A 20,959-nucleotide genomic window follows, 5' to 3' on the forward strand; every position below is an offset into this window, starting at 1 on the left:
TCTCCTACCGGTCAGATGAGAACGAACCTGATGGTCGCCATCTGCCAGCACAATCGAGGTTATGATGAACGCATTTTCAACTGAGAGCACCTTACTGATCGTAGGCATGGTGGTCGCCTATATCCTGTTCACCACCTGGCTGACCTGGCGGCTGCGCAGTAAAAGCAGCGGTGACTTTATGGAAGGCTCCCGCGCCATGCCCGCCTTTATCGTCGGCATCATGCTGATGTCGGAATATATCGGGGCAAAATCCACGATCGGCACTGCGCAGGCCGCCTTTGAAAATGGCTTCGCCGCTTCCTGGTCAGTGATCGGCGCGGCGATTGGCTTCCCGCTGTTTGGTCTGATCCTGGTGAAGCGCATCTACAACACCGGTAAGATCACCATCTCCGGGGCGATCGCCGAAAAATATGGCAGTTCGACCAAAAACATCATTTCGCTGATCATGATCTATGCGCTGCTGCTGGTGAACGTCGGCAACTACATCAGCGGCGCGGCGGCGATCTCTACCGTGCTGAAGATCGACCTGACCCAGGCGGCCTTTATTACCGCGGTGGTGAGTACCTTCTACTTCGCGTTTGGCGGCATGAAAGGGGTGGCCTGGGTGACGCTGCTGCACAGCGCCATTAAGTACATCGGGATCCTGATTATCCTCTACGTGGCGCTGAAGATGACCGGCGGCGTGGCCCCGATGATCGAGAAAATGCCCGCCTTCTACTGGACGTGGGATGGTCACGTCGGGGCCAGTACCATTGTGGCCTGGCTGATCGGAACCGTGGGCTCGATCTTCTGCACCCAGTTTGTGATCCAGGCGATCTCCTCGACCAAAGATGTCAAATCCGCTAAGCGTGCCACGTGGGTCGCCTTCTTCTTCTGCCTGCCTATCGGCCTGGCGATGGCACTGATCGGCGTGGCGGCGAAGTTTGCTCATCCCGACATCAAGAGCCTCTATGCCCTGCCGGTGTTTTTGCAGGATATGTCCCCCTGGCTGGCGGGCATCGTGACGACCTCGCTGGTGGCATCGATTTTCGTCAGCGTCGGCACCGTGGCGCTGGCGATCGCCTCGCTGGTGGTGAAAGATTTTTATGTTCCTTACCGTCACCCTACGCCAGAGCGCGAGTTCAAAGTGACGCGCTGGTTCTCGATTGCCATCGGCTTCTTTCCGCTGCTGTTTGTGCTGTTCTTCCCGGAAGTGCTGAAGCTCTCCTTCTTTACCCGCGCGATTCGCCTGTCGATCACCGTCGTGGCGATCATGGCGTTCTATCTGCCGTGGTTTAAGAGCACACGCGGCGCCAACGCCGGTCTGATTGGTTCCTGTCTGGTCACCTCCGTCTGGTTCCTGATGGGGAATCCGTTTGGCATCGATAATATGTATGTGGCGCTGGCCACGCCGGCGATCATTATGGTGATTGATCGCTGCATCCCGTCACGCCAGTCTCAGCCTCAACCGCAACGCAATGCACAAAAGAGTGGAGCCTAATATGACTCAGGAAACCGTCACCGCCGAACGTACCGGTCAGCTTGCGCCGCATCCGCAGGATAGCGCGCAGCAGGTTGCGATGCTGCCCTCCTCCTGCCCGCAAAACCATGCGGCTAACCTGCTGCCGCTGCCGGATGGCGATCTGCTCTGCGTCTGGTTTGGCGGCACCCAGGAGGGGATCGCCGATATCTCTGTCTGGTGTTCACGGCTGCAGAAAGGCAGCGATCGCTGGAGTGAGGCGCAGAAACTCTCTGAGGATCCGACGCGGTCCGAGCAGAATCCGGTGCTGTTCCTCGACCCCGATCAGGTCCTGTGGCTGCTCTGGACGGCGCAGAAGTCCGGTAATCAGGACACCGCCATCGTGCGCTATCGTCAGTCTCACGATCTGGGCCGGAGCTGGGGGGCGATCGACACCCTGCTGGATAAGCCTGGCACCTTTATTCGCCAGCCGATCGTGGTGCTGCCGAATGGCAACTGGCTGCTGCCGGTCTTTTACTGCCTGACGCCGCCCGGTGAAAAATGGGTGGGTAACTATGATGTCAGCGCCGTGAAGATCTCGGAGGATAAAGGCCGGAGCTGGCGCGATGTCAGCGTGCCTGACAGCACCGGCTGCGTCCATATGAACGTCACCCTGCTGGAGGATGGCTCGCTGCTGGCGCTCTACCGCAGTCGCTGGGCCGATCACATCTACCAGAGCCGCTCGTTTGATCAGGGTGAGAGCTGGAGTGCACCCGAAGCGCTGTCGCTGCCAAATAACAACTCCTCTATTCAGGTCACGACGCTGCGCAACGGTCATCTGGCGCTGGTGTTTAACGCCATGAGCGCTGAAGGTGCCAGCGAACGTCGCCTGTCGCTCTATGACGAAATTGAAGATGATGAAGAGGACGGTGAGGTGGCGGTGGCCGCCGAAGCGGTGATACACAGCGGCCGTACCGCCTTCTGGGGTGCGCCCCGTGCGCCCATGACGCTGGCGATCTCAACAGATGGCGGCAAAAGCTGGCCGCTGCAGCGCAATCTGGACGAAGGCGATGGCTACTGTATGACCAATAACTCGCAGCAGAAGTTAAACCGTGAGTTCTCCTATCCCAGCATCAAAGAGGGTCTGCATGGCGAACTGCATATCGCCTATACCTGGTATCGTCAGGCGATCAAATATGTGCGGATTGAGGAGTCATGGGTGCAGGGAGGTGACGCGTGAATGAACGGATGGCGCTGGTGACCGGTGCCAGCTCCGGCATCGGTCAGGCGATTTGTGACCGCTTACTGAGTGACGGCTGGCAGGTGATCGGCCTGAGCCGTTCGGCGGTCAGCCGCACAGAACCGGGCTGGCAGAGTCATCAGATCGATATCAGTGACAGCGCTGCCCTGCAGGTGCTGCTGGAACAACTGCCTGTGCCGCAGGCGGTGATCCATGCCGCGGGTATGATGCAGGCCGCGCCGCTGGGGGAACTGGATTTGGCGGCCAGCGCCCGTCTGTGGCAGCTGCACGTGGCCGCTGCGGAACAGCTGGCGAACCATTTTGCACCGCGGATGGCGGCAGGCGGGAGAGTATTGCTGCTGGGCAGCCGTACGTCAGGCGGTGCCGCAGGCCGCAGTCAGTACGTGGCGACCAAATCAGCGATGATCGGCATGGTGCGCAGCTGGGCGGCAGAACTGGCTCCGCGTGGCATTACCGCCAATATCGTGGCTCCCGGTGCGACCGAAACACCGATGCTGCACCAGCCGGGCCGCGCCAGTTCACCGCCGCGCCTGCCGCCGATAGGCCGCTATATTCAGCCGCAGGAAGTGGCCGATCTGGTGGCGTTCCTGCTCTCTCCCTCAGCAGCGGCAATCACCGGGCAGCAACTGGTGATCTGCGGTGGCGCCTCGCTGAGCTAACCTGCCTCTGACGCCGGGCGGTTTCACATCCCTGCCAGACGTGAAGCGCCACCTGTCCGGTATTTAGCGCCGGACGGGATTGCCATACTGGTTCACAAACTGGCGGTACGCGGCGATGACCAGCAGAAAATCTTCAATGCCGCAGAATGAGAGGCTCTCTTCGTCGTAGTAGTTCATCCCCTCCTCCATGCCGTCATCTTCCAGCGCCAGCAGGTTGGCGCGAATCATCACCTCCTCCTCATCCACCAGGATGGTGTATTCGCTGCCGATGCGCTGCCACTGTCGCACGCTGCCCTTGACGTCTTCGATAGCGGCTTCGACTTCATCCAGCAGACCCGGATCGTTTTTCACCTCTTCGTTGAACCAGTGGCCGACCGCTTCATGATCCATCGACATGCGGACCTTAATCTGTCCGGTCACATCGCGTAAAAATTCATATTCCATCGCCCGTTCCTCTCAACGTCGTCGCGTCACTCAATGAGTGTCACGGCTGGCTTTGCAGCATAATGTGACACGTCGCGCATTATTACAGGCTGTCAGGCGAAATCCAGCTTTTGATCGTGCCGGTGACCGGCGCGAAGACGAAAAAAAGGGGCGAATCATCGCCCCTTATGCATGTTTGCAAGGTGGAAGGATCAGACGGCGGTCTGGAAAATCACGCCTTCCGCTTTGTCGGTGTACTGCGCCAGCTGGTCGAAGTTGAGATAGCGATAGGTGTCGCTGGCCGTTTTATCGACCTGCGCCATAAATTGCTGATACTCATCAGGCGTGGGCAGCCGGCCCAGCAGTGATGCAACGGCAGCCAGCTCGGCAGACGCCAGATAGACGTTAGCGCCGGTACCGAGACGGTTCGGGAAGTTACGGGTCGAGGTGGAAACCACTGTCGAACCATCTGCCACACGCGCCTGGTTACCCATGCAGAGTGAACAGCCCGGGATCTCGATACGCGCACCGCTTTTACCGAAGACGCTGTAGTAGCCCTCTTCAGTCAGCTGTGCGGCATCCATCTTGGTTGGCGGCGCCACCCACAGACGGGTTGGCAGCTGACCTTTGTGGCTGTCCAGCAGCTTACCGGCAGCACGGAAGTGACCGATGTTGGTCATGCACGAGCCGATAAACACTTCGTCGATCTTCTCGCCCTGAACGTCCGAGAGCAGACGGGCATCGTCAGGATCGTTAGGGGCACAGAGGATTGGCTCTTTGATATCAGCCAGATCGATCTCGATCACGGCGGCGTATTCCGCATCCGCATCGGCTTCCAGCAGCTGAGGATCGGCCAGCCATTTCTCCATGCTCTCCACGCGACGCTCCAGCGTACGACGATCGCCGTAACCTTCAGCGATCATCCACTTCAGCAGCACGATGTTGGAGTTGAGATATTCGATGATTGGCGCTTTATCCAGCTTGATGGTACAGCCCGCCGCAGAACGCTCTGCTGACGCATCGGACAGCTCAAACGCCTGCTCAACTTTCAGATCCGGCAGACCTTCAATCTCCAGGATGCGACCAGAGAAGATGTTTTTCTTACCTTTCTTCTCAACGGTCAGCAGGCCCTGTTTGATGGCATAAAGCGGAATGGCGTGAACCAGATCGCGCAGCGTAATACCGGGTTCCATCTTGCCTTTGAAGCGCACCAGGACCGATTCCGGCATATCGAGCGGCATGACGCCCGTTGCCGCGGCAAACGCCACCAGGCCCGAACCGGCCGGGAAAGAGATACCGATAGGGAAACGGGTATGGGAGTCACCGCCGGTTCCGACGGTATCCGGCAGCAGCATACGGTTCAGCCAGCTGTGGATAATGCCGTCACCCGGACGCAGTGAGACACCGCCACGGTTCATGATGAAGTCTGGCAGCGTGTGGTGCGTGTTCACATCAACCGGCTTAGGATAGGCGGCGGTGTGGCAGAAGGACTGCATCACCAGATCGGTCGAGAAGCCCAGGCAAGCCAGATCTTTCAGCTCGTCACGGGTCATCGGACCGGTGGTATCCTGCGATCCCACGGAGGTCATTTTCGGTTCGCAATACGCGCCCGGACGCACACCGGTTACGCCACAGGCGCGGCCGACCATTTTCTGCGCCAGTGAGAAGCCACGGGTGCTCTCCGCAACATCTTTCGCCTGACGGAATACGGTGCTGTGCGGCAGACCCAGCGACTCGCGCGCTTTGGTGGTCAGGCCACGGCCGATGATCAGCGGAATACGGCCACCGGCGCGCACTTCATCAATCAGCACTTCAGTTTTCAGTTCGAAGCTGGCCAGCAGGTCGTTAGTTTCGTGGTTACGCACTTCACCTTTGTAGGGGTAGATGTCGATCACATCGCCCATGTTCAGGTCGTTGACGTCCACTTCGATAGGCAGTGCGCCCGCATCTTCCATGGTGTTGAAGAAGATAGGCGCAATCTTGCTGCCCAGCACCACGCCGCCGCCTTTTTTGTTTGGCACGTTCGGGATGTCGTCGCCCATGAACCACAGCACCGAGTTGGTAGCGGATTTACGGGATGAGCCGGTTCCGACCACGTCACCGACGTAAGCCAGCGGATAGCCTTTGGCCTGCAGCGCTTCGATCTGTTTGATCGGGCCGATATTGCCCGGCTCATCCGGCTCAATGCCTTCGCGGGCATTTTTCAGCATCGCCAGAGCGTGCAGCGGGATGTCAGGACGTGACCAGGCATCCGGGGCCGGAGAGAGGTCGTCGGTGTTGGTTTCGCCCGTTACCTTGAATACCGTGACCGTGATCTTTTCGGCCAGCTCAGGACGTGACAGATACCATTCCGCATCGGCCCAGGATTGCATGACCTGCTTCGCGTATTCATTGCCCGCTTTGGCTTTCTCTTCGACATCATAGAAGTTGTCGAACATCAGCAGGGTGTGTGAAAGGGCTTTGGCCGCGATGGGGGCCAGTCGGCTGTCGTCCAGCGCCTCGATCAACGGATGAATGTTATAACCGCCCTGCATGGTACCGAGCAGTTCGACCGCTTTTTCAGGAGAGATCAGAGGAGAGGTTGCTTCGCCTTTGGCAACAGCCGCCAGGAAACCGGCTTTGACATACGCCGCTTCATCGACGCCAGGTGGGACTCGGTTGACCAGTAAATCGGTCAGAAATTCTTCTTCACCCGCAGGTGGATTTTTCAGCAGTTCAACCAGCGCGGCCATCTGGGAAGCCTCTAAAGGCTTAGGAACAATTCCCTGGGCAGCACGCTCGGCAACGTGCTTACGGTATTCTTCTAGCACGACGTTATCCTCGCTCTCATTATGTAGGGCTTTCCGACCACCTTGCTCACTTATGGAGAACAACCTTCCCTTTTCTTGTCCAGGTTGAGGTGCCCGGTTTCGCGGAGGGCAGAATAGCAGGATTTCGTCTGTTTGTTAATCTGTTTACAAAAATACAACATAATCGACTACGCCCATTCTGCCCGTCCGGTTCGCCGTCTGCGCGGGCTGACTGTGCGTAAACGGACAGTCCCGAGCGTACCGCATGCCGGGGAAATTAGCCCTGGAAAATGTCAGGTTTATCGCGGTTTAAGAGAAGTATCAGGGCGGAATCGATAACGGGCAGGAATAGAAAGGTGCGGTTTGCAGGACTGGCCAACGATGCCACCGGCCAGAAACAGCGGCGCAGAAGAGGCCTTAATGGCCTCTTCTGCCTGCTATCAGTTTTTCAGATTTTCCGGGAAGTCAGCGGGCAGCTGATCGGGCGGGCAGTCGATCACGCTTTCGTTATTTTCGCCCACATCCCGGATTACGGTCAGCGTCGCGAACTCGTCAATGACTTCGGTTGGGTAAGCCGGACCCGCTTCGCGGAAGGCGGCCATCTCTTCCAGATGGTCATTCTGGAAACAGACGGTTTTTTCCGGATTGTTCATTACCCAGCGCGGGAAGAAGATGGTGCCGTGGAAGATTTTATCCGCCAGGTTGACGGCCAGGCTGACATCGGTGCCGGTAGGTTCAGTCCAGGAAACTTTATAGACATCCTGCGCCAGACGGACGACATAGACATGCTGATTTTTAACCCAGCGATTACCTACCATGCCGCTGTGGATGCGATAGTCGATAGTGCTGGCATTTTTGATGTAGAGCTCGTAATTCCAGCCGTTGTCGTAGGTGTAAACCAGGTGTTTGCCAACGATGCCTGACAGATCGTGTTTATCAAAAGTGCTCATGGTCAATTCCTCATTTATTTGCCTTGAGGAGATTATTGCGCGTTACAGATGAGATGAATAACGCTATTTTTAGCACTGAATAATCCAATTTTTCGATGAGTTGCCATGTATAAAACGACACTGGAACAGTGGGCGCTGCTCGACGCGGTGGTGAATGAAGGAAGCTTTGCGCTGGCCGCAGAAAAGCATCATCGCAGCCAGTCTTCACTGAGCTATCAGCTTAGCCTGCTTCAGCAGCGGCTGGGTCTGACACTGCTGCAGCAGGAGGGGCGGCGCGCCGTCCTCACTGCCGAGGGACATCAGCTACTGGCTCAGGTTCGTCCATTGCTGGAGGGATTCAGCGCGCTTGAAGCTAAGGCGCATGCGCTGCAGCGGGGTGAACGTTCGCGCATCGATCTGATGGTGGACGCGACGCTGCCTAAACCTCTGCTGTTTGATGTGCTGCAGACCTTTCAGCAGCACTACCCCCATGTCCGCATCTGGTTCAGCGAAATTGTTCGCAGCGAAACGCCGGAAAGGCTGGCTGAGCAGCAGGCTGACCTCTGGCTGGTCGCGCAATATGGCGATGCCCCTGTCGCTGGCGAAAGCCTGATGAGCGTCGATTTCGTGGCCGTTGCCCATCGTGATCATCCGCTGCACAGTGAACCTGCCCCGCTGAGTGCCACCACGCTGGCTCGCTGGCCCTGCATCACCATCCTGGATCGGCAGCAACAGCACCAATCCGAAGTCAGTGGCGATCAGGCGGAGAACTGGTCCTTCACGACGCTCTCCGCCGCGATTGAAGCAGTCCAGCATCAGCTGGGCTATGGCTGGTTACCGGAACAGAATATCGCCGGGCTGCTAAAGAGCGGTGAACTGCGCCCTCTGCCGCTGTTGCAGGGCCGCCGACGCAGCAGTTCGCTGGTGATGTATATCAATGAAGAGAGGCTGCCCGGCAACAGCGCCATTGCGGCCCTGGCGCAGATGTTTGTGGAGCGGGTGGCGCAGGAGAAGCGCGTCGCTGAGCGCTAAGGTAGCTGAGTTTGTTTCCGTTGACGCGGGAAACATGCAAAAAACGCATTCCAAAGATGAAGCTGCGGTTTATCCCCCTAAAGCGTGGAACACCAGATTGTCGATCATTGGCAGGCCCCTGATTGGGGCTATATAAGGCTGTGGTGAAGTCCGGAACGCTGCTCAAGTAATAGCAATCATTAAGTATAGATTCTAGTAATCTCTATCTTAATATACGAAACGTTCTCATACGATCAGATTGCTGGCCCAAAGCGGCAATCTTTGGTCTATCCGGGACTATACCAATAATACCCGCCTGAACTGACCTTGTCCCCTGCCGCAGTTCCAGATTTCACACAGTAAAGTATGGTCTCAATCTGCATATACTCTTTACTCTCGTTGCTCAAGTGATGTTATCCATTAAGAAAAATGATACTTTATACGAAAATCTTAAAAGGAAGTCAGTAATGAACCCTGATAATAAACCATTGATTTATTTATTAAACACTCCAGCAACTGTCGTAAAAAAGCTAAATGCAGTTTTTAACGCTAATCATTATTGGATGAATGGTTATAGCGAATACGAAGCAGCCAGCTATCGTCCTTTGGAGGTTTCTTATTCTTCCAATCTTCCTTCTAACTTACATGAAGCAGAAATAGTAGTTATTGATACTGGTTTGAGAAATCAATTGATAAAAGGTCGCTCATCTATAAAAGTGATTTATAATCATACGCCAAGCTTTATCGATCTTTTTCCTCTGGATATGAATAGAGCGCTTACTGATGTCTTTTCTACAGAAAAATTTCAGCTATTATTCATATTTTGTGAAAGCTATAATGAAGAAACGTATATACTCCAAAATGAAGCTGGTCAACATAGCCAATACCAAACTAATACTTACTGTTTTCCTAACTATTATGGTTTTAAACCTGCGCGGAGAAGAGGAAGTAGAATGAATATAGTAGAAGGTAAACAGGCAATAGAGATAAAACAGTGTCTTGAAAGATATCTTCCTAACTCAAACTATAATTTTGTCTTTAATTTAATTAAAGGTGATAAATCTACCGATGTTCCATTGCTTAGAAATGAAGCAGGTGAAGACGTCTGCTTTATAAGGAAAATGGGATCAAAGTTAGTTTTCTTTTTACCGGAAATATACGACAAGCCAGGCTTCCTATTTGATCTTTTTAATAACGTTTTGCCCGACATTGGCTTTAGCAAAGAAATATTCCCTAATCATGGTAATTTTAAATGGATAAAATATTTCGACTATATATCTCTAGAGGAAAGAAACAAAATAATAGATATTGAAAATGAAAAATCTAGGCATCAAGAAGCATTGTCCTCTTTACAAAAAGAATATGAAAGGGTTCACTCTAAAGAAGAAAATATAAAGCTCAGAGCTATGCTAAAAGAAACAGGAGATGATCTTGTATCTGCGGTTAAGTGGTTTCTTGAGTATATAGGCTTCGCTAATGTGGTTGATCCAGATAAAGATGTTGATGTAAATGCTGGGGAAGTGTTTGAGGAAGATTTGAACTTTGAGCAAAACGGTATTCACTTCTTGCTTGAAGTGAAAGGGATTGGTGGAAATTCAACCGATGCTCAGTGTGCTCAAATCTCTAAGATTGCCCTGCGCAGAAAGAAAGCTAATCCGGGAAACACATACAAAGCCGTCTACATAGTCAATCACCGTCGATACAAAGCGCCTAAAGAACGAGAGCCGATTCCCTTTAACGAAAACCAAATTACTGATGCTGAGATAGCTAATCGAGGTATGACATTCACCTATGAGCTTTTCAACATTTATCACATGATAGAATCAGGGGTTATCAGCAAAGAGGCTGCTCGTGAAACCTTTAAGCAAGAAGGCCTCCTAGACTTTAGGCAGAGCCTTCACCGGCTTGAGTTTAACCACTGCTATGACCGAGTGGTGGTTTACTCTCTTAGAATCCCTGCTGACAGCAACTTTACTGTATCAAGGGTTGATAAAATCGCAATACAGGACAGCGAGAATCATTGGCACTTACTCAATATTGAAAGCATTGAGATAGACCGTGTTCCTTACGATGCGGTCAACAGTGGCACAGTCGGCATCAAGGTTGATAGGATAGTGCCGGGAGCAAGGGACTATTATGTAGTCAAAGTAAGCAAGGATAAGGGGCTTCAGGATGCGTAGCTACAGCGAGATCGCTAAGCGTATAGCCAAAATCATTATATCGCCTGAGTCAGCGATAGGATTAATGCATGGAGTCCTGTCTGTGCCTACAGACATTGGCTATCTTGCCTACGGATTTCTTGATACGGACAGCCGCTATCAACGTGAAACAGAGAAAATCAGGATGGTTAGTGCCATCAGGCATGGCATTCTGGAAAATCACAACTTCATGAAGACTATTGAGACTGTGCTCAATATCTTCAACAAGAATGTGCCTGAAGTCAGGCAGAACGCTATCTATAGCAAAACGATGGCTTCAGTTGCTGGCCGGACGCTTACGAACTCATTAATAGCAGGAAGGTTAGCAACTACTATTGCGCAGCGTAGCTCGTTCCTTGTTGCGGTCAGAGGTGGTCTGATTGGTAATGCCCTGCTTATTGGTGGCATGACAGAGAGATGTATCTATACCTCTGAAAAGCTGCAAAAGAGCAATCCTGAAGTCTATAACGCATTACGCGTGAGGAACTATGATTTACTCTACTTCCTACTTGAGCCAGCTCTGAACCCGTTCTTAGAAGCTCTCAATGTGAAGCGAACGCAAGGGCAACCGGCTTTTGAACGGATCATTGAAATGGTAGAGAAGGAGGTAAACGCTAATGCGAGATAATGAGTCTACCAAGCTGAGCTTAGGCAAACGCATCATGTATAGCCTTATAGAGGTGTCAGGTGCGATCATAGGCGGGTTGCTGCTCCTTCTGTGCTGCTACTGGTTCTTTCACTATGAAACCTGGCATGAGCGGCTGATGGCGATTGGTCTGTCTATCGGGGTTGTCTATCTGATAGGTAAGGTCTTACCTGAACGGCCAAATCAGTAAGCCCCTCATGGGGCTATACTCACTTTTATCAGCTCAGACTTCATCTGAAAGTTACCCGTTGTTTATACAGGTATTTATCAGAATACATTTGGATTGCATTCTTCTCAGCTCAGAGGCCTTTTCCATCAGGTAATATTTTCATAAGCGTCCGGCCAGGGCACATTTTCCCCTGATGACTTCACTAATTATTAAGTGAGCCAGCCAGTCATCAAGATCAGATCTTAATGTGTCGGGTTCACCATACAGCTTTTGCGGAACGTCACCTTCCTGCAATATCGTCATGTGGAAGCGCATCGCAGATGCCGTTCGTCTGTGGTGACATCGCTTTGGTCTTCGTATAATCCAGACCAAAAAAAAGCCTCCATATTGGAGGCTTTTTCGTCAGCAGCGGAAACTTACTTCTTCTTCGCTTTCGCGTTAGGCAGATCGGTGATGCTGCCTTCGAAGATTTCTGCTGCCAGACCGACTGACTCATGCAGGGTCGGGTGAGCATGGATGGTCAGCGCGATATCTTCCGCATCACAACCCATCTCAATCGCCAGACCGATTTCGCCTAACAGCTCGCCGCCGTTAGTGCCGACAATCGCGCCACCGATGACACGGTGCGTCTCTTTGTCGAAAATCAGTTTGGTCATACCGTCTGCACAATCAGAAGCGATAGCACGGCCAGAGGCAGCCCACGGGAAGGTGGAGATCTCGTAGCTGATGCCCTTCTCTTTCGCTTCTTTCTCGGTCAGACCGACCCAGGCAACTTCTGGCTCAGTATAGGCAATGGATGGGATCACTTTCGGGTCGAAGTAGTGCTTCAGACCGGAGATCACTTCCGCCGCAACGTGGCCTTCGTGCACGCCTTTGTGCGCCAGCATTGGCTGACCGACGATGTCGCCGATAGCATAGATGTGTGGCACGTTGGTACGCATCTGCTTGTCGACGCGGATAAAGCCGCGATCGTCCACTTCCACGCCCGCTTTACCGGCATCCAGACCTTTACCGTTCGGCACACGACCGATAGCCACCAGCACGGCGTCATAACGCTGCGCTTCACCCGGTGCCTTTTTGCCTTCCATTGAAACGTAAATGCCATCGTCTTTTGCTTCAACGGCGGTCACTTTGGTTTCCAGCATCAGGTTGAACTTCTTGCTGATTTTCTTGGTAAAGACTTTGACGACATCTTTATCCGCAGCCGGGATAACCTGGTCAAACATCTCAACCACATCGATCTCTGAACCCAGCGCATGATACACCGTCGCCATTTCCAGACCGATGATACCGCCGCCCATAACCAGCAGACGCTTCGGCACTTCTTTCAGTTCCAGCGCATCGGTTGAATCCCAGACGCGGGGATCGTCATGAGGAATGAAAGGCAGTTCGATTGGGCGTGAACCCGCAGCGATGATGGCATTATCGAAGTTGATGGTGGTCGCGCCGCCTTCACCTTCCACCACCAGGGTGTTAGCACCGGTGAATTTGCCGAGGCCATTAACCACTTTGACTTTACGACCTTTTGCCATTCCTGACAGGCCGCCAGTCAGCTGGTTAATCACCTTCTCTTTCCAGCTGCGAATCTTGTTGATATCAGTAGAGGGCTGACCAAACACAATGCCGTGCTCTTCAAGGGCTTTCGCCTCTTCGATCACTTTGGCAACGTGCAGCAGCGCTTTAGAGGGGATACAACCGACGTTCAGACACACACCGCCAAGGGTGCTGTAACGCTCTACCAGTACGGTTTCCAGACCTAAATCCGCACAACGGAAGGCTGCAGAGTAACCTGCAGGACCTGCCCCAAGTACCACGACCTGGGTTTTAATCTCTGTACTCATCATGACCTCTTATTTGATATCCGGCGGGTCAGACGTTCTTATAATGCCCTTGTTCCACCGGGACTTTCACCGCAAGAGTTTACAGAATTGTTAACAAACTGCCAACCGTGACGCGACGAAACGTTAAAGGAAGGCCGGCATCCGCCGGCCTTCTTCACATTTACATAACTAAACGACGTATGTCAGAGAGCATATTGCCAATAATGGTGATGAATCTTGCACCATCAGCTCCGTCGATCACGCGGTGGTCGAAGGAGAGAGAGATTGGCATCATCAGACGCGGCGCAAACTCTTTACCGTTCCACACCGGCTCCATCGCCGATTTAGAGACACCCAGGATAGCCACTTCCGGCGCGTTAACAATCGGCGCGAAGTGCGTGGTTCCCAGGCCGCCCAGGCTGGAGATAGTGAAGCATCCGCCCTGCATGTCGCCCGCGGTCAGCTTACCGTCACGCGCTTTCTTCGACACCGCCATCAGCTCACGCGACAGCTCGGTAATGCCCTTTTTGTTCACGTCTTTGAAGACCGGAACCACCAGGCCATTTGGCGTATCGACCGCCACACCGATGTTGATGTATTTCTTCAGCGTCAGCTTCTGCGCATCTTCGGAAAGCGAGCTGTTGAAGCGTGGCATCTGCTCAAGCGCGGCAGCGACAGCTTTCATGATGAACACCACCGGGGTGTATTTCACATCGAGCTTACGCTTCTCTGCTTCGGCATTCTGCTGCTTACGGAACGCTTCCAGATCGGTGATATCGGTTTTGTCGAAATGCGTAACGTGCGGGATCATCACCCAGTTACGGCTCAGGTTCGCACCCGAAATTTTCTGGATACGACCCAGTTCGACTTCTTCGACTTCACCGAACTTGCTGAAGTCCACTTTCGGCCATGGCAGCATGCCTGGCAGGCCGCCACCGCTTGCCGCAGCCGGTGCCGCTTCAGCGCGTTTCACCGCCTCTTTCACGTAAGTCTGCACGTCTTCTTTCAGAATGCGACCTTTACGGCCGGTGCCTTTGACTTTCGCCAGGTTCACACCGAACTCACGCGCCAGGCGACGGATCACCGGGGTGGCGTGAACGTATGCATCGTTCTCGGCAAACTCACCTTTGCTGTCCGCTTTGGCTGCCGGAGCAGGCGCCGCAGATTTAGCTTCAGGTTTCGCAGCCGGGGCCGGTGCGGCTTCCTGCTTCGCTGCCGCCGGGGCCGGGGCCGGTGCGGCACCTTCGACTTCAAACACCATGATCAGTGATCCGGTGCTGACTTTGTCGCCGGTCGCCACTTTCAGCTCTTTGACGGTACCCGCGAATGGCGCAGGCACTTCCATTGACGCTTTATCGCCTTCCACCACGATCAGTGACTGCTCAGCGTCAACTTTGTCGCCCACTTTCACGAGGATCTCGGTGACTTCGACTTCATCACCGCCGATGTCCGGGACATTAACCTCTTTTGCGCCCGCCGCTGCGGCGGGTGCCGATGCCGCTTCTTCTTTCAGTTCTGGCTTCGCGTCAGCGGCCGGTGCAGCCCCTTCCGCTTCAAAGACCATGATGGCAGAACCGGTGCTGACTTTATCGCCGGTCGCAATGGTGATCTCTTTAACCACACCCGCGAACGGAGCCGGCACTTCCATTGACGCTTTATCACCTTCCACCACAATCAGTGACTGTTCGGCTTCAACTTTATCGCCAACCTTCACCAGAATCTCAGTGACTTCGACTTCGTCACCGCCGATATCCGGCACAGCCACTTCTTTGCTGGCGGTGGCTGCTGCCGCGGCGGGTGCAGGTGCCGCGTCCGCTTTCTTCTCTTCGGCGGCGGCAGGTGCCGCTTCTGCGGCCCCTTCTGCGTCAAACACCATGATCAGCGAGCCGGTTTCTACTTTGTCACCGGTGGCGATTTTGATCTCTTTCACTACGCCAGCCTGCGGGGAAGGCACTTCCATTGAGGCTTTGTCGCCTTCCACGGTGATCAGCGACTGCTCGGCTTCCACCTTGTCGCCAACTTTCACCAGAATCTCGGTGACTTCAACTTCGTCAGACCCGATATCCGGTACCTTAATTTCGATAGCCATTACTCTCTTACCTCTTAAGCCAGACGCGGGTTAACTTTATCGGCATCGATGTTGAATTTGGTAATGGCATCCGCCACCACTTTCTTCTCGATCTCGCCGCGTTTAGCCAGCTCACCCAGCGCAGCAACCACCACATAAGATGCATCAACTTCAAAGTGATGACGCAGATTCTCACGGCTGTCAGAGCGACCAAAGCCATCGGTACCCAGCACGCGGTAATCGCTGGCTGGAACATAGCTGCGAACCTGTTCAGCGAACAGTTTCATGTAGTCGGTTGAGGCAACCGCTGGCGCGTCATTCATCACCTGAGCGATGTAAGGCACGCGTGCTTCTTCTGTCGGATGCAGCATGTTCCAGCGCTCACAATCCTGGCCATCACGCGCCAGTTCGGTGAACGAGGTGACGCTGTAGACATCAGAGCCGATACCGTAATCTTTCGCCAGGATCTGTGCCGCTTCACGTACGTGACGCAGGATAGAACCTGAGCCCAGCAGCTGCACTTTGCCTTTGCTGCCTTCTACCGTTTCCAGCTTGTAGATACCCTTACGGATACCCTCTTCCGCACCCTGCGGCATGGCTGGCATATGGTAGTTTTCGTTCAGCGTGGTGATGTAGTAGTAGATATTCTCCTGCGCTTCGCCATACATACGCACCAGACCATCATGCATGATGACAGCCACTTCATAGGCGTAAGACGGGTCGTAAGAGATACAGTTCGGGATGGTCAGCGACTGAATATGGCTGTGGCCATCTTCATGCTGCAGGCCTTCGCCGTTCAGCGTGGTACGACCGGAGGTTCCGCCGACCAGGAAGCCGCGCGCCTGCTGGTCACCCGCCAGCCACATCAGATCGCCGATACGCTGGAAGCCGAACATCGAATAATAGATGTAGAACGGGATCATCGGCAGGTTGTTGGTGCTGTAAGAGGTCGCCGCTGCCAGCCAGGATGAACCTGCGCCCAGCTCATTGATCCCTTCCTGCAGAATCTGGCCTTTCTCATCTTCTTTGTAGTAAGCAACCTGCTCACGGTCCTGCGGAGTGTACTGCTGGCCGTTCGGGCTGTAGATACCAATCTGACGGAACAGACCTTCCATACCGAAGGTACGCGCTTCATCCGCGAGGATCGGAACCAGACGATCTTTGATCGACTTGTTCTTCAGCATCACGTTCAGGGCACGAACGAAAGCGATGGTGGTGGAGATCTCTTTGTTCTGCTCTTCCAGCAGCGCACCGAACTCTTCCAGCGCTGGCATTTCCAGCTTCTCGGTGAACTTCGGCTGACGCGTTGGCAGGTAGCCACCCAGCTTCTCACGCTGACCGTGCAGGTAAGTGTGCTCTTCTGAGCCTTTTTCGAAGGTCACGTACGGCAGTTCTTCAATTTTATCGTCAGCAACCGGCACGTTGAAGCGATCACGGATATAGCGCACGCCATCCATGTTCATCTTCTTCACCTGGTGAGCAATGTTTTTGCCTTCCGCGGTGTCGCCCATACCATAACCTTTGATGGTATGCGCCAGGATCAGCACAGGCTTGCCTTTGGTGTCCTGCGCTTTTTTCAGTGCCGCGTAGATTTTCTTCGGATCGTGGCCGCCACGGTTCAGTGCCCAGATTTCATCATCGGACATGTCTTTAACCAGCGCGGCGGTTTCCGGATATTTGCCAAAGAAGTGCTCACGCACATAGGCGCCATCACGGGATTTAAAGGTCTGGTAGTCGCCGTCGACAGTTTCGTTCATCAGCTGAATCAGCTTGCCGCTGGTATCTTTGCGCAGCAGCTCATCCCAGCGACCGCCCCAGATGACTTTAATCACTTCCCAGCCAGCACCGGCAAAGATGCCTTCCAGCTCGTTGATGATCTTGCCATTACCGGTGACCGGGCCATCCAGACGCTGCAGGTTGCAGTTGATGATGAAGACCAGGTTATCCAGTTTTTCACGGGTCGCGATGGTGATCGCACCTTTGGATTCTGGCTCATCCATCTCACCATCACCCAGGAAGGCGTAGACGGTCTGAGCAGAGGTATCTTTCAGGCCACGGTGTTCCAGATATTTCAGGAACTTCGCCTGATAGATCGCTGACAATGGACCCAGACCCATAGAAACGGTCGGGAACTGCCAGAACTCCGGCATTAATTTCGGGTGCGGATAAGAAGAGAGACCTTTACCGTCAACTTCCTGACGGAAGTTGTTCATCTGCTCTTCGGTCAGGCGACCTTCAAGGAACGCACGGGCATAGATGCCCGGAGAGATGTGGCCCTGGAAATAGACCAGATCGCCGCCATCTTTGTCATTACGCGCGCGGAAGAAGTGGTTGAAGCACACTTCATAAATGGTCGCAGAAGACTGGAAGGAGGACATATGGCCGCCGAGTTCCAGATCTTTCTTCGATGCGCGCAGCACCGACATGATGGCGTTCCAGCGGATAGCGGAACGGATACGACGTTCAAGAGAGGTGTTGCCCGGATAGTCGGGTTCATCTTCAACGGCAATAGAGTTGATGTAGTTGCTGATAGCAGACGATCCTGCAGCAACGTTCACGCCGCCTTTGCGGGCTGCACCCAGTACCTGATCGATCAGATACTGTGCACGTTCAACACCTTCTTCACGGATGACCGATTCGATCGCCTGTAGCCAGTCACGAGTTTCAATCGGATCCACGTCATTGTGTAAACGTTCTGACATGGGTGTGTTCCTTATCTGTGTCTAATACGTTGAATAATCGGGAGCCTGTCAAAGCACAAGCAGGCAGGCTCGTCGCACATGTCCGTACGATCTTTGTCGCACGTTATTCCTTACGTTGCTGTAAACGACGCAGGGAGCGTTCTCGACGGCTCTGCTCCCGACTTCTGTCCAGCAAGATTTCCTCTATGAACGCCAGGTGACGGTGTGAAGCCTCGCGCGCTTTTTCTGGCTCACGGGCCACAATCGCCTCAAAGATTCTGGCGCGGTGACCGCTCACTTTTGCCAGCATTTCCCGGCGAGAGTAGAGCAATTCGAAATTCTGACGGACGTTTTGTTCCAGCATAGGGCCCATTGAGCGTAGCAAATGCAAAAGCACCACATTATGGGCCGCTTCTGTGACAGCGATCTGATACTGCATCACGGCGTCCGCTTCGGCGTCTAAATCGCCGCTGTCCTGCGCCTGCTGGATGTGCACATGGCAGTCGCGAATGCGCAGCAGATCTTCTTCTGTGCCGCGCAGCGCTGCGTAATAGGCGGCGATGCCCTCTAAGGCATGACGCGTTTCCAGCAGGTCAAACTGTGATTCCGGATGGTCTGCGAGAAGCTCAACGAGTGGATCACTCAGGCTTTGCCAGAGATGCTCCTGTACGAATGTTCCGCCGCCCTGACGGCGCAGCAACAATCCTTTCGCTTCTAAGCGCTGGATCGCTTCGCGGAGAGACGGACGTGAGACATCGAATTGTTTGGCGAGTTCGCGCTCAGGGAGCAGCTTCTCTCCCGGACGCAGTGTCCCTTCCATAATCAGGGATTCGAGCTGTTGCTCGATAGCATCTGAGAGCTTGGGTTGGCGAATCTTACTGTAAGCCATCATCCCTTCTTATTAAGCCAGTCGTCCGGAGTAAATTGGTAATACCAATTGTACAGAGGTGGCGGTAAAGTAACAAAGTATTCACCTTGTGTCTATATGGTGTCTGTGACATTCCCCTGCCTCTGAAGACCGCCCTGACGCTAACTTGCGGTTAAAAAAATGAAAAATTCCCGTTGAGCTGAATGTTAAATAAATTCACTTTTACCAAACCTTACACCTGCTTAGCCCCGAAGCGCAGCGGCATCCATAAGTGAAAGCTATTCGTCATGAACCGCATTTCATGGCAGAAATTTCTCTGGCCTGACGTGACCGGGACGGCGTTTTTTCAGTCAACTCTCAGCACGAAAGGCGAAAGCAGGTGCAAAGCGATTCGCTTATCACTATTCTTGTCGCCAGGGTAGCGCATGGCAGCACTCAGCACGCCAGATACCGTAAAATAATCAATACGTTAATGTAACTACTTCCTTACAGCGAACCGCGCTGGGAACGAAGAATAAAAACATCACGAGGTTTGTATGGAACAACAGCAAGGCGAGGCGCTGAAACGTGGTCTTAAGAACCGCCATATTCAGCTCATCGCGCTGGGTGGAGCAGTAGGAACCGGCCTGTTTCTGGGCAGCGCATCGGTCATCGAATCCGCCGGTCCGGCCGTTATTCTGGGCTATGCCATTGCCGGTTTTATTGCCTTTTTAATCATGCGCCAGCTGGGCGAGATGGTCGTTGAGGAGCCGGTTGCCGGCAGCTTCAGCCACTTCGCCTATAAATACTGGGGCAACTTTGCCGGCTTCGCCTCGGGCTGGAACTACTGGGTACTTTACGTGCTGGTCGCCATGGCAGAGCTCACTGCCGTCGGCAAATATATTCAGTTCTGGTGGCCCGACTTTCCGACCTGGGCTTCGGCAGCCATCTTCTTCGTCATGATTAACGCCATCAACCTGACCAACGTGAAAGTCTTTGGTGAGATGGAGTTCTGGTTCGCCATTATTAAAGTGGTGGCGGTCATTGGCATGATCCTGTTCGGCGGCTGGCTGCTCTTCAGCGGCAACGGCGGCCCGCAGGCGACAGTGCGTAACCTCTGGGAACAGGGCGGCTTTTTCCCGCACGGCCTTGGCGGTCTGGTGACGGTCATGGCGATCATCATGTTCTCATTCGGTGGGCTGGAGCTGGTGGGGATCACCGCCGCTGAAGCCGATAATCCGGAAGTCAGCATCCCGAAAGCGACCAACCAGGTGCTGTGGCGCATCCTGATTTTCTACATTGGTTCACTGGCGGTGCTGCTGTCACTGATGCCGTGGAGCCGTGTCACCTCTGAAGTCAGCCCGTTTGTCTTTATCTTCCACGAGCTGGGCGATGCCATGGTGGCGAATGCGCTGAACGTGGTGATCCTGACGGCCGCCCTGTCGGTCTACAACAGCTGCGTTTACTGCAACAGCCGTATGCTGTTTGGTCTGGCTCAGCAGGGCAACGCGCCCAAATCGCTGCTGAAAGTTGACCGTCGCGGCGTTCCGGTCTTAACCATTCTGGTTTCTGCGGTCGCCACGGCGCTCTGCGTGCTGATCAACTACCTGATGCCCGGTGAAGCGTTCGGCCTGCTGATGTCACTGGTGGTCTCTGCATTGGTCATCAACTGGGCGATGATCAGCCTGGCGCACCTTAAGTTCCGTCGTAAGAAAGATCAGCAGGGCGTGACCACCCGCTTCAAAGCGCTGCTCTATCCGGCCGGTAACTGGATTTGCCTGATCTTCCTGGCGGCAATTCTGGTGCTGATGGCAACCACGCCGGGCATGGCCATCTCTGTCTGGCTGATCCCGGTCTGGCTGGTGATTCTGGCGCTGGGTTACTTTATTAAGAACCAGACGCAGAAAGTCTGATCCCTTCTCTTATCCGGTGCGCCTGCTCAGGCGCACCGGCCACTTTCGTTCTGTTACTATTTTTATTGCTGACGGGTAGTGATAATTTTTTCCTGCTTCTCACCCAA

The 20,959-nt window shown here is 53.9% G+C and carries 14 protein-coding genes and 1 pseudogene; 7 read left to right on the forward strand and 8 right to left on the reverse strand.

Features of this window, described 5'->3' with window-relative positions; genetic code table 11:
- Window positions 1-64 precede the first annotated feature (64 nt).
- Genes HFD97_RS14900 through HFD97_RS14910 form a run of 3 tightly spaced genes read left to right on the forward strand, consistent with a single transcriptional unit; the run spans window position 65 to window position 3,358 of the window.
- Window positions 65-1,480 (forward strand): sodium:solute symporter family protein, encoded by a 1,416-nt coding sequence (locus HFD97_RS14900; RefSeq protein ID WP_009092082.1) that lies wholly within the window; start codon window positions 65-67, stop codon window positions 1,478-1,480.
- A gap of 1 nt (window position 1,481) precedes the next feature.
- A complete protein-coding gene (locus tag HFD97_RS14905; RefSeq protein WP_167432175.1) occupies window positions 1,482-2,678 on the forward strand; it encodes an exo-alpha-sialidase in 1,197 nt (398 codons plus the stop codon).
- An 8-nt stretch (window positions 2,679-2,686) separates the two neighbouring features.
- On the forward strand, window positions 2,687-3,358 hold the full coding sequence (locus tag HFD97_RS14910) for an SDR family NAD(P)-dependent oxidoreductase (protein ID WP_185155358.1): 672 nt from the start codon (window positions 2,687-2,689) through the stop codon (window positions 3,356-3,358).
- A 63-nt stretch (window positions 3,359-3,421) separates the two neighbouring features.
- Here the strand turns inward: HFD97_RS14910 and yacL are convergent, their stop codons facing one another.
- The 3 genes from yacL to HFD97_RS14925 all read right to left on the reverse strand — a co-directional run bounded on the left by yacL (window position 3,422) and on the right by HFD97_RS14925 (window position 7,520).
- Window positions 3,422-3,802 carry a protein YacL gene (gene yacL / locus HFD97_RS14915; protein ID WP_009092085.1) on the reverse strand — a complete coding sequence of 127 codons (381 nt, stop codon included), beginning with the start codon at window positions 3,800-3,802 and terminating at the stop codon, window positions 3,422-3,424.
- 191 nt (window positions 3,803-3,993) lie between these two features.
- Window positions 3,994-6,591, reverse strand: a complete 2,598-nt coding sequence (acnB, locus tag HFD97_RS14920) for a bifunctional aconitate hydratase 2/2-methylisocitrate dehydratase (RefSeq protein WP_111208287.1) — start codon at window positions 6,589-6,591, stop codon at window positions 3,994-3,996.
- Between the two features lie 419 nt (window positions 6,592-7,010).
- On the reverse strand, window positions 7,011-7,520 hold the full coding sequence (locus HFD97_RS14925) for a phenolic acid decarboxylase (protein ID WP_009092087.1): 510 nt from the start codon (window positions 7,518-7,520) through the stop codon (window positions 7,011-7,013).
- A gap of 105 nt (window positions 7,521-7,625) precedes the next feature.
- Between HFD97_RS14925 and HFD97_RS14930 the strand changes: the two genes are divergently transcribed.
- From HFD97_RS14930 to HFD97_RS14940, 3 genes are all read left to right on the forward strand, one after another.
- Window positions 7,626-8,531, forward strand: coding sequence for a LysR family transcriptional regulator (locus HFD97_RS14930; protein ID WP_167432177.1), 906 nt, complete (start codon window positions 7,626-7,628; stop codon window positions 8,529-8,531).
- 446 nt (window positions 8,532-8,977) lie between these two features.
- The gene (locus HFD97_RS14935; protein WP_167432178.1) at window positions 8,978-10,690 is read left to right on the forward strand and encodes a hypothetical protein; all 1,713 of its coding nucleotides are present in this window, start codon (window positions 8,978-8,980) and stop codon (window positions 10,688-10,690) included.
- Window positions 10,683-11,336, forward strand: a complete 654-nt coding sequence (locus HFD97_RS14940; RefSeq protein WP_167429132.1) for a hypothetical protein — start codon at window positions 10,683-10,685, stop codon at window positions 11,334-11,336. Before HFD97_RS14935 ends, HFD97_RS14940 begins: the two co-directional genes overlap by 8 nt.
- A 317-nt stretch (window positions 11,337-11,653) precedes the next feature.
- Here HFD97_RS14940 and HFD97_RS22390 read toward each other — a convergent pair.
- The 5 genes and pseudogenes from HFD97_RS22390 to pdhR all read right to left on the reverse strand — a co-directional run.
- A pseudogene (locus HFD97_RS22390) lies at window positions 11,654-11,890 on the reverse strand (IS481 family transposase); the annotation flags it as partial.
- A 49-nt stretch (window positions 11,891-11,939) separates the two neighbouring features.
- Entirely contained in the window at window positions 11,940-13,364 is a 1,425-nt protein-coding gene (gene lpdA / locus HFD97_RS14950; protein ID WP_167432179.1) for a dihydrolipoyl dehydrogenase, read from the reverse strand.
- Window positions 13,365-13,524: 160 nt separating this feature from the next.
- The gene (gene aceF / locus HFD97_RS14955; protein ID WP_167432180.1) at window positions 13,525-15,432 is read right to left on the reverse strand and encodes a pyruvate dehydrogenase complex dihydrolipoyllysine-residue acetyltransferase; all 1,908 of its coding nucleotides are present in this window, start codon (window positions 15,430-15,432) and stop codon (window positions 13,525-13,527) included.
- Between the two features lie 14 nt (window positions 15,433-15,446).
- Window positions 15,447-18,113 carry a pyruvate dehydrogenase (acetyl-transferring), homodimeric type gene (aceE, locus tag HFD97_RS14960; protein WP_111208293.1) on the reverse strand — a complete coding sequence of 889 codons (2,667 nt, stop codon included), beginning with the start codon at window positions 18,111-18,113 and terminating at the stop codon, window positions 15,447-15,449.
- A gap of 103 nt (window positions 18,114-18,216) precedes the next feature.
- Complete coding sequence (gene pdhR / locus HFD97_RS14965; RefSeq protein ID WP_009092096.1) at window positions 18,217-18,981, reverse strand: pyruvate dehydrogenase complex transcriptional repressor PdhR; 765 nt, start codon at window positions 18,979-18,981, stop codon at window positions 18,217-18,219.
- A 515-nt stretch (window positions 18,982-19,496) separates the two neighbouring features.
- On the opposite strand from pdhR, the gene aroP reads away from it, so the two are divergent.
- Window positions 19,497-20,852, forward strand: coding sequence for an aromatic amino acid transporter AroP (gene aroP, locus HFD97_RS14970; RefSeq protein WP_167432181.1), 1,356 nt, complete (start codon window positions 19,497-19,499; stop codon window positions 20,850-20,852).
- Window positions 20,853-20,959: the final 107 nt, after the last annotated feature.

Source organism: Pantoea sp. EKM103V (assembly GCF_011800365.1).
Lineage (GTDB): Bacteria > Pseudomonadota > Gammaproteobacteria > Enterobacterales > Enterobacteriaceae > Pantoea > Pantoea anthophila.